Genomic DNA, 8,177 nt, shown 5'->3' on the forward strand with positions numbered 1-8,177 from the left:
TCTCTTTACGAATCCCCTTTATATCTCCAATTACAACCGTATGAATATCATTCTTTACACAATAGTTCGTGATACATCGTGTCATCTTATGAATATAATCTTTGATACAGTCATTTTTCTTTCGATAGAGTTTCTGCAGATGCTTAGATGTTTTCAGATCCTCCATTTCTCTTGCAGCCTGGATCCAGCCCCATTGTGACTGGACTCTCGCGATTTCCTTGTTATAAAAATAAAAATAAGAAAGAGAAAGATATTCCCTTCCAAATAAAGAAGGAAAATATCGGCCTGATCGAAGTAATGGGACTGGCTGTTCTTCCAGCGCGGCTGAAAAAAGAAATGGCTCTTCTGGAACAATATATCCTTGAAAAACAGGATATCCGCAGTAATCCGCAGATCGAAAAGCACGCAGACTGGGTGGATACATGGATAGGCTCCTATGAAATTACAGAGGGTAACATTCATTCCATTCTGCAGAAAGAAATAGGAAAAGTGTTTGTCCGGGTTCTGGAATGCGCCGGTGTATATAAGAATACAAAAGAGGGAAGAATTGCTTTCGGACGGTTTATCGAAACTTTGTAAAAGCCGATACGAACTGACCGGCAGCATGCGGTTTCAATTTCATAATTTTTACAGAACCCTTTCTATTAAGAAACTTCATAGGGATGGCCTATACAAGGTCGTCTTTGTGAAGTTTTTTACTAGGGCTTGCGCAGGCAGAGTATATTTGTTAGAATAGAGAACAAATGTTTGCAAAAAATAGAAAAACAATTTCCGGAAACTTCAATTTTGGGAACCGGAAACAAAGAAGGACTGATTATATATGCAGAAGAAAATGATACTGAAAAGTGATATGCGGGTGTATTTTGATATGGATGGGACGATTGCAAAATGGCGCGATGTTCCAGTGGAGGAAAGCAGAAAACCCGGATATTATACAGACCTGGAACCGGAAACAGAATTATTGGACTTTTTAGGTGCCGCCCTGAAAGCAGATGAGAATATGAATATCTTATCCTCATACTATACAGATACCAGAGCGCTTCTGGAAAAGAAAAAATGGCTGGATAAGTACCTGCCGGGAATCAGCTCTTCGCACTGTCTCTTTGTTCCTTATGGGGAAAATAAAGCGGAATTTGTTGAAACCATGCTGCATCGGAAACTGGGAAAGATGGACATCCTGGTCGATGACCATACACCAAACCTTAAGCGCTGGGAAACGGCCGGAGGTACGGGCGTAAAATGGCTGAACGGAATCAATGGAAAGAATGGCCGGTTTGAAGGCATCCGGGTAGGCAGTGTTAAGGAACTGAAAGCAGCATTCGATGAGATTGCGGATAGAAAATAATACGATATTAGAAGGACTGCAGGCATTTTGTTCTGCAGTCTTTCTAATATATACATATGGTTGCGCCAGAAATTATGGAAAGGCAACCGCAGTAAACCTGGCATCTGGATGAGCGCACAAAGATGATGCACCCTATCAGATAAAGACGGAAGCATAAAAGATACCATATTCATAGCGAAATTCAGTTATGCCATGATGACGCTGCGCAATGGCCCAGACCGAGGCGGTTCCGGTGCCAGAGCCTTCATGCTGCCGACAGCCTTTGCCTTTCAGTTCTAATAAAACACCTAAATGCTCCTGCATGGAACACATGATATTGATGTCGCCAAGCACATATTTACTTTCATATCCGTATTTTCCATAATCTTCATAAAGCATATAATCAGATTTCAGCTGTAATACATCACGAATAATCGCCAATGCGTCCGTAGTAGGAAAGCGGACACGGAAGTAACCAATCAACAGGAAAAGAGGTTCTTGTGGATTGAAACGCTCAATCTGTTTTTCTAGGACTTCTTTTAATTCATCATTCAATGGCTGTTTTCCTTTTTCAATGCGGTTGTAATATTCACGGCTGATACCACAGGCAACAGCAAGCTTTGTTTGTGTTACTCCGTATTCCTCACGCTTTTGTCTTAGTTCTTCAATAAAGTTTTTATCATTCATTTTTAAATTCCTCCAATTAAAAAAGGCAACTACCATGTATTGATAATTGCCTACATTTCTGTTAAAAAAAGACAATCAATTTCTTATTTGAAATCAACTGTCTTTCTTATGTCTTATTCAATTTTTCATAGTGATAATGGCATAATTTATATCACGCCATGTAAAATGCGGTTTTACCTTATAAATACAGCGTTTTCCGCTTGTTAGTGTATATTGTCTCTTGTTTTTTGTGCCCCCCTTGTTAGATAACGGGGGCTTATAAGGCTCGCTAAAGCTCGCCCAACCGCCAAAGTGAACCAGCCACAGCGTCGGAAAGTCTGAGGACTTCCGCCACCGTGTCTGGATCACTCCGTCGGTTTGTTAGTTTTAAACTTATTCTCTGATATAAACTGGGATTTGTATGTTATTCAATCCAACGCTTCATATAATCGCCCTCTTGATAGTTATATACTCGTTTGCCTGCTTCTTTTTTCAATTACTTCAGTATCTGATAGCTCATCATAAAAAGAATAACCATCAGGCCTAAAAATATCTTGACCAGTTTCTGATACATCGATGTTGCCGGACTTATGAGTGGGTTCCAGGTTTCCTCTGTGCCAGGCATATTGTTTTTATTGCTCCAATTTTCTCCAGTTATCTTCTGGGCATAGAGACGGTTGGATGCATAAGAGAGCATTTCCTTGGCGGCTTCTGCCTCGTGTTCTGACAATTCAAGGGTTCTGCCATCTGCGAAAGAGAGCATTTTCCATTTGCCTGCTTTCTTTCTCGGGGAGGCCCATCCGCTGATGTCTGTGAGAAGCGGAAGATAGTAAACACCGGCGGCGTCCTGTTCGTCAATGATAAAATGATGAGTGACCGTGAACGATCTGTTGCTGGAAACTGGCTGCATGAGAAAATATTCCGTACAGAAAAGCTCTCTGATCTGCTTGCGCTGTCCCCATGCATCGAAGCAGGAAAGTGTCCGCATGACCGGACCAATGGCGATAAGAACGAGAAACACTGCGCCTGTCAGCAGCAAAAAGACTGCGTATATCATAATCGACGAGTAATCACTGAAAGGCGATGCCGCTTCCCGAAGCATCACTCCACAAAGTGGAATCACCAACGCAGCTTCCAGCAGGGAAATCCCACGAAAAATGGCATTCTGGCAAAACAGATAATAAAAGCTGACAAAGGTATCAGCATTCTGCCCACTATGGTAGCGAAGCGGAATTCGCATAAGCAAAAGTTCAGACAAAAGGCCGACAAGCAGCACCACTTCCTTGCATACAAGGATATAAATTCCATACATCCATATATAGAGCCAGGTTCTGCGGGAGCCATAAAGGGCCAGTAAATCTCCAGCCTCCGCATTTTCCAGAACACTACTCAGGATATTTTCCCCGAAAAACAGGTGATAACCGATGCCCAATATCAGTATGATCCATGCAATATAATCAGGAATGCAGGACAGCACCCAGCGTTTGCGGCTACCGTGTTCAGGCCTCCTTTGTCGTAAGAGCCCGATTCCCCATAGAATCGGATAAAGAAATACAATAAGAAGCAGCGTAAAATTCGTTTGTGGCTGTATTGCCGTTATAAGCAGGCTCAGGCGTTTGGCCTGTGAAGCTATGCTCTGCAGATTCGGTACATGCGCAAAAATTGATAGTATCGACACGAAAATTACTGCAAAGACTCCTGGTATCGCCATCAGACTGAATGTTTCCGCTTTTGACTTGCGTTTCACCAGATTATATAGGTCGCTAAGATACAGACCTGCATTCAGATAAAGAAGTATCATTGTAAGCCAAAAGTCTGGTAAATAATCGGCATCCACCGTATATAATTGAAAGAAATCCAAGAACGCCTCTATCATTTTTTACTCTTCTCCCTATTGAGATTTATCCTGTTTATTCTTACGGAAACACCCTTGTTCATAGTCATTAAAAATGTCTCCTTTACAAATTCTAATTTGTACATCTTTTTGTGTCTACATTATATCATTTTCTAATGCTTGCAACAATAATTCAAAATCTTAAGGTTACTATTTTTTTCTGCTTTTGAAAAATTACTTACCCGTCTATGATTTGTAAAGGGTGCTAAGCATTGCTTACGCAACAAGCCCTTGGCAAATCATATCCCGATAAGTTTAGAGTAATCAAGCATAAATGAAATAGTCTGTTGTTTCAAGGCAACGAAAAAGAGATACCAGCACATTTATGCAGTATCTCCAACTTAATAGCATTATTCTTTTATTCGCAAGCAGGTAAACACAGGTTATTCCTTAATATCCTTTTGTTTGGGAAACTCCAGGAAAATTATCACCAACCGCTGTAGGTCAGCATACGATGACGGCAGAATATGAACTCACAAATACAGAGAGCACAAATTATCAGAAACCAGATCAGGCAGCTTTTTCGTTTGAAATCGGTAAAGCCGATGAAAACGAGGTTCAGATCGTGACTGTGGATGGAAAAGTTTATGGAGATGCACCATTTGACCTGGAAGTAAGCGGACAAAAAGGTACGGGAGCAGTAATCTATTCAGTGCCGGAAGATAACGGCGTTTTAGAATTGCCTGACAATCATGGCAGCGATGTGAAGATTATCGGTGCCGGATCTGTCATGGTAACAGCTCAGATTGCAGGCGATGAGAAATGTAATGGTACGACTGTGACAAGAAAGATCACCATTGGTAAAGCAGCTGCACCGCAGATCATCTGGCCAACTGCTTCCAGTGTAGAGGCAGGAAGTTCCTTAAGCGCATCTGTTCTGGCCGGAGGAAGCACGGAGTATGGAAGCTTTACCTGGAAAGATCCAGCGCAGCTGGCAGAAGCAGGAACACACAGCTATGAAGTGGAATTCACACCGAATGCAGGGGCAGCCCTAAATTATGAGATCCAACCGATGATCGGAGTTGTAGAACTTACAGCAACAATGCCAGCATCAGATAACAGGAATCACAATACAGCTGACAGAGATTCTTCCTCTGACCGTGATGCATCCTCTGCCGCAATCAGAAAAGATCCGATCGAGGGAAGGATCAGCAGTGATCGTGGCATCATAACCGGCGCAGCTAACAGTACGGCCAATGACGGTTACAGTCACTGGATACAGGATGCATATGGATGGTGGCTCCGTTTTGCGGATAACAGCTATCTGAAAGGAAGATCCGGTATTTCGTATGCATGGGAACATGTAAACGGAAGCTGGTGGGCATTTGATGAGAATGGTTACACCAAAACTGGGTGGTTACGGGATGAAACATTTGGCGGCTGGTTCTATATTGATCCAAAACGAGGTATGCAGACTGGCTGGGTTCTGATTGACGGTGTATGGTACTATTTCCATCCGGTATCTGATGGTAGAAAGGGCATTATGTATGCCGGACAGAAAACACCAGATGGATATTATGTAGATGAAAATGGTGCATGGGATGGCAAAGAAAAATAAATCATCCGGAATATTAATGGTCGGAGGTGTGTATGAAAAGAGTTAAAATCCTGGTGTGTGGGTTTAGCCTTGCGATCGCACTGGTAGCATTGCCGTTCCCGTATATAGACGATATCACATCGGGCCTCGGTTTCAGCATTGCTGCAGTGCTTTTGGCCTGGTTTGGTATTCTGGAGAGGAGAGGAGCAAAAGATGGTTACAAACGTGATGTGCGGTTATATTCAGCCAGTACCATGATGAAAGTGGTGCATGTGGAAGAGTCTGAATATGACAGGTGGGAGGATCAGCCTGATGGAAGTTCAAAGCTGCGCCGCGAAAAGGCATATCTTCCAACTTACGAATATTCGGTGAATGGAATAACATACCGGTACCTCAGTTTTCAGTCGGTTTCCGGTAAACGAGATGTGGGAAAGCAGGTGGTTGGATATTATATGCCAGACCGGACGGATCTCATCACGGAAAACCGCCCAAGAAAGCCAGTGTTTGGTGGATTTTTATATTTCTACGGTGCTGTGATCTGTCTGTTTTTCGGAATTGAGACATTTACTGGAATGTGATGGCCAGATGTTGATATCATATAGGGCGCGACTTATAGTAAAATATTCCTGGCATATTTTAATGAAGCATTAAGTAGTTTGTTTGACGAGCACACATTATTTTGTTGTAATTTAATGTGTGTTCGTCATTTTTTGATTGACATTCACACATTATTTCTGCATAATATAATGTGTGAATGTTAAAGTGAGGTGAGAAACATGACCACCAGGGAAAAAATAGAAGAACTTCTGGAAGCATCGAAGGATGGTACAATATCCACATCCCAGGTGACGGAAGCCGGACTTCACCGCGGCATTCTGCAGGAGTATGTTAAGAGCGGTGAAATGTACCGTTTTGGTCGCGGCCTGTATGTGCTGAGCAATGTGTGGGAGGACGATTTTTACCTTTTGCAGCGTAAGTATGGACGCGGAATCTATTCCCATGATACTGCACTGTACCTGCTGGGTTATTCGGACCGTACCCCGGCGAAATATACGATGACCTTTCCGAAAGGCTACAATGCACCGTCTTTGAAGCAAGAGAACTTGATCATCAAGCGTGTTGTACCGGAAAATTATGAGTTTGGGCAAATCCAAATTAAATCTTTGTCCGGCAACCCAATCCGCGTTTATGATTTGGAGCGGACGCTATGCGATATCCTGCGCGGCAGCGGCAGCGATATCCAGATCGTCAGTGAGGCTATGAAACGCTATGCGGCCTCCAAAGACAAAAATATTCACAAACTGATGAAGTACGCAGATCAGCTTCGCGTGAAGCCGAAGGTCCTGCGTTATATGGAGGTTCTCTTATGATTACAAAAAATCCAATGCAGTTAAAAGCCTTTATCAAAAATAAGGCAGCAGAGAAGCATATTTCTGCACAGCTTGTCATGCAGAACTATATGCTAGAGCGACTGCTGGAACGAATTTCGCTTTCGCCCTATAAAAACAATTTTATTCTCAAAGGCGGTTTCCTGATTTCTGCTATTGTAGGGCTGGATACGCGGGCAACCATGGATCTGGACACGACAATCAAAGGGTTCACTCTGACCCATGAAGCGATCCGGAAAATTTTTACGGATATCTGTACTGTACAGATTGCCGATGATGTGCAGTTTGCGGTTGTCGGAATTTCTGATATACGGGAAACGGATGATTATCCCGGCATCCGGGTTGGGCTGAAAGCAAACTATCCGCCGATCAGTGTACCGCTGACGGTGGATGTTACTACGGGCGACATGATAACGCCCCGTGAGGTGGAATACACATTTTCCATGCTGTTTGATGATCGCCAGATCAGTATTCTTGCCTACAATCTTGAAACGGTGCTGGCGGAAAAGCTGGAAACGGTGTTATCCCGCAACATTGCAAATACCCGTCCGAGAGATTATTACGACATACATATCCTGTATGCGCTGCGCGGTGAAGAGTGTGATAAAGAAACACTACGCCAGGCTCTGGAACGGACAACAAAAAAGCGCGGCAGCGGAGCGATTCTTACGGACTACATGGAAATCTTGAAAGAAATCCGAGAAAGCGATACCCTTCGTAAGTTGTGGGAAAAATACAGACGCGAATATGACTATGCAAAAGATATTTCTTTTGAAGATACCTGCAATACCGTTCAGGAAATTATGAAAGCAATTATATTGTAAGCGAAAGATTACAGGGCGTAGAGCCTCACAGTAACGGAAAAAAGAATGCGTATGATTACTGCTACAGCAACAGAAATGCAGAATAATTTCGGTCATTATCTCAACTTTGTGATGTCTGTACAGGAGAGTATCGTAACAAAGAATGGAAAAGAAGCCGGAAGGTTTACTTCAAAAGAGATAGCGGTATTTTACTCTGGCAGATTCCTTTACGGGAATTTACTTTGGAAAGTTTTAATGTACAATTTTTAACGATATTGAACTTGGTACAATAAGGAAATCGGCAAACCAGATGAAAGTCTGGGACGCAAAGCTACAGGGCCTGTAAAATGGCAGCCAGTTGCATGAAATGACGTGCACTGTCTGTTTGACAGTGTTTTTTTACGGAGTTATTTCACAGACGTAACAATAATGATTTTATCAGGAAAGAAAGAGGTAAAGTATGAAAAAGGCAAAACGTTGTTTGATAGCAGTGGTGTCAGGTGTACTTGTAGCAACTGCTGTCTTGTCTGGATGTGGACAGTCAAAGAAAGAAGTATCTAAAAAC

Annotated in this window: 6 protein-coding genes, 2 pseudogenes and 1 riboswitch; of the genes and pseudogenes, 6 read left to right on the forward strand and 2 right to left on the reverse strand. The window is 42.7% G+C overall.

The window, feature by feature from the left end; genetic code table 11:
• Positions 1-264: 264 nt before the first annotated feature.
• Together DW922_RS06845 and DW922_RS06850 are read left to right on the forward strand one after the other, a co-directional pair.
• A pseudogene (locus DW922_RS06845) lies at positions 265-579 on the forward strand (galactose-1-phosphate uridylyltransferase); the annotation flags it as partial.
• 241 nt (positions 580-820) lie between these two features.
• Entirely contained in the window at positions 821-1,345 is a 525-nt protein-coding gene (locus DW922_RS06850; RefSeq protein ID WP_118542784.1) for a hypothetical protein, read from the forward strand.
• A 249-nt stretch (positions 1,346-1,594) separates the two neighbouring features.
• Here DW922_RS06850 and DW922_RS06855 read toward each other — a convergent pair.
• Both DW922_RS06855 and DW922_RS06860 read right to left on the reverse strand, forming a co-directional pair.
• A pseudogene (locus DW922_RS06855) lies at positions 1,595-2,011 on the reverse strand (helix-turn-helix domain-containing protein); the annotation flags it as partial.
• Between the two features lie 475 nt (positions 2,012-2,486).
• The gene (locus DW922_RS06860; RefSeq protein WP_147353370.1) at positions 2,487-3,422 is read right to left on the reverse strand and encodes a hypothetical protein; all 936 of its coding nucleotides are present in this window, start codon (positions 3,420-3,422) and stop codon (positions 2,487-2,489) included.
• A 916-nt stretch (positions 3,423-4,338) separates the two neighbouring features.
• On the opposite strand from DW922_RS06860, the gene DW922_RS06865 reads away from it, so the two are divergent.
• From DW922_RS06865 to DW922_RS06880, 4 genes are all read left to right on the forward strand, one after another.
• A complete protein-coding gene (locus tag DW922_RS06865; RefSeq protein ID WP_118542782.1) occupies positions 4,339-5,442 on the forward strand; it encodes a hypothetical protein in 1,104 nt (367 codons plus the stop codon).
• 32 nt (positions 5,443-5,474) lie between these two features.
• Positions 5,475-5,999, forward strand: coding sequence for a hypothetical protein (locus DW922_RS06870; RefSeq protein ID WP_118542781.1), 525 nt, complete (start codon positions 5,475-5,477; stop codon positions 5,997-5,999).
• Positions 6,000-6,197: 198 nt separating this feature from the next.
• The gene (locus DW922_RS06875) at positions 6,198-6,791 is read left to right on the forward strand and encodes an AbiEi antitoxin N-terminal domain-containing protein (RefSeq protein ID WP_118542780.1); all 594 of its coding nucleotides are present in this window, start codon (positions 6,198-6,200) and stop codon (positions 6,789-6,791) included.
• Positions 6,788-7,633, forward strand: coding sequence for a nucleotidyl transferase AbiEii/AbiGii toxin family protein (locus DW922_RS06880; protein ID WP_118542779.1), 846 nt, complete (start codon positions 6,788-6,790; stop codon positions 7,631-7,633). The genes DW922_RS06875 and DW922_RS06880 overlap by 4 nt, the downstream gene beginning before the upstream one ends.
• 269 nt (positions 7,634-7,902) lie before the next feature.
• A riboswitch (cyclic di-GMP riboswitch) is annotated at positions 7,903-7,978 on the forward strand.
• The last annotated feature ends 199 nt before the right edge of the window (positions 7,979-8,177 follow it).

It is taken from the genome of Clostridium sp. AM42-4, assembly GCF_003480105.1.
Taxonomy (GTDB): domain Bacteria; phylum Bacillota; class Clostridia; order Lachnospirales; family Lachnospiraceae; genus Brotaphodocola.

Coding starts and splice junctions, on each gene's coding strand:
- DW922_RS06850 (WP_118542784.1), top strand. CDS start 821: ATGCAGAAGAAAATGATACTGAAAAGTGATATGCGGGTGTATTTTGAT.
- DW922_RS06865 (WP_118542782.1), top strand. CDS start 4,339: ATGACGGCAGAATATGAACTCACAAATACAGAGAGCACAAATTATCAG.
- DW922_RS06870 (WP_118542781.1), top strand. CDS start 5,475: ATGAAAAGAGTTAAAATCCTGGTGTGTGGGTTTAGCCTTGCGATCGCA.
- DW922_RS06875 (WP_118542780.1), top strand. CDS start 6,198: ATGACCACCAGGGAAAAAATAGAAGAACTTCTGGAAGCATCGAAGGAT.
- DW922_RS06880 (WP_118542779.1), top strand. CDS start 6,788: ATGATTACAAAAAATCCAATGCAGTTAAAAGCCTTTATCAAAAATAAG.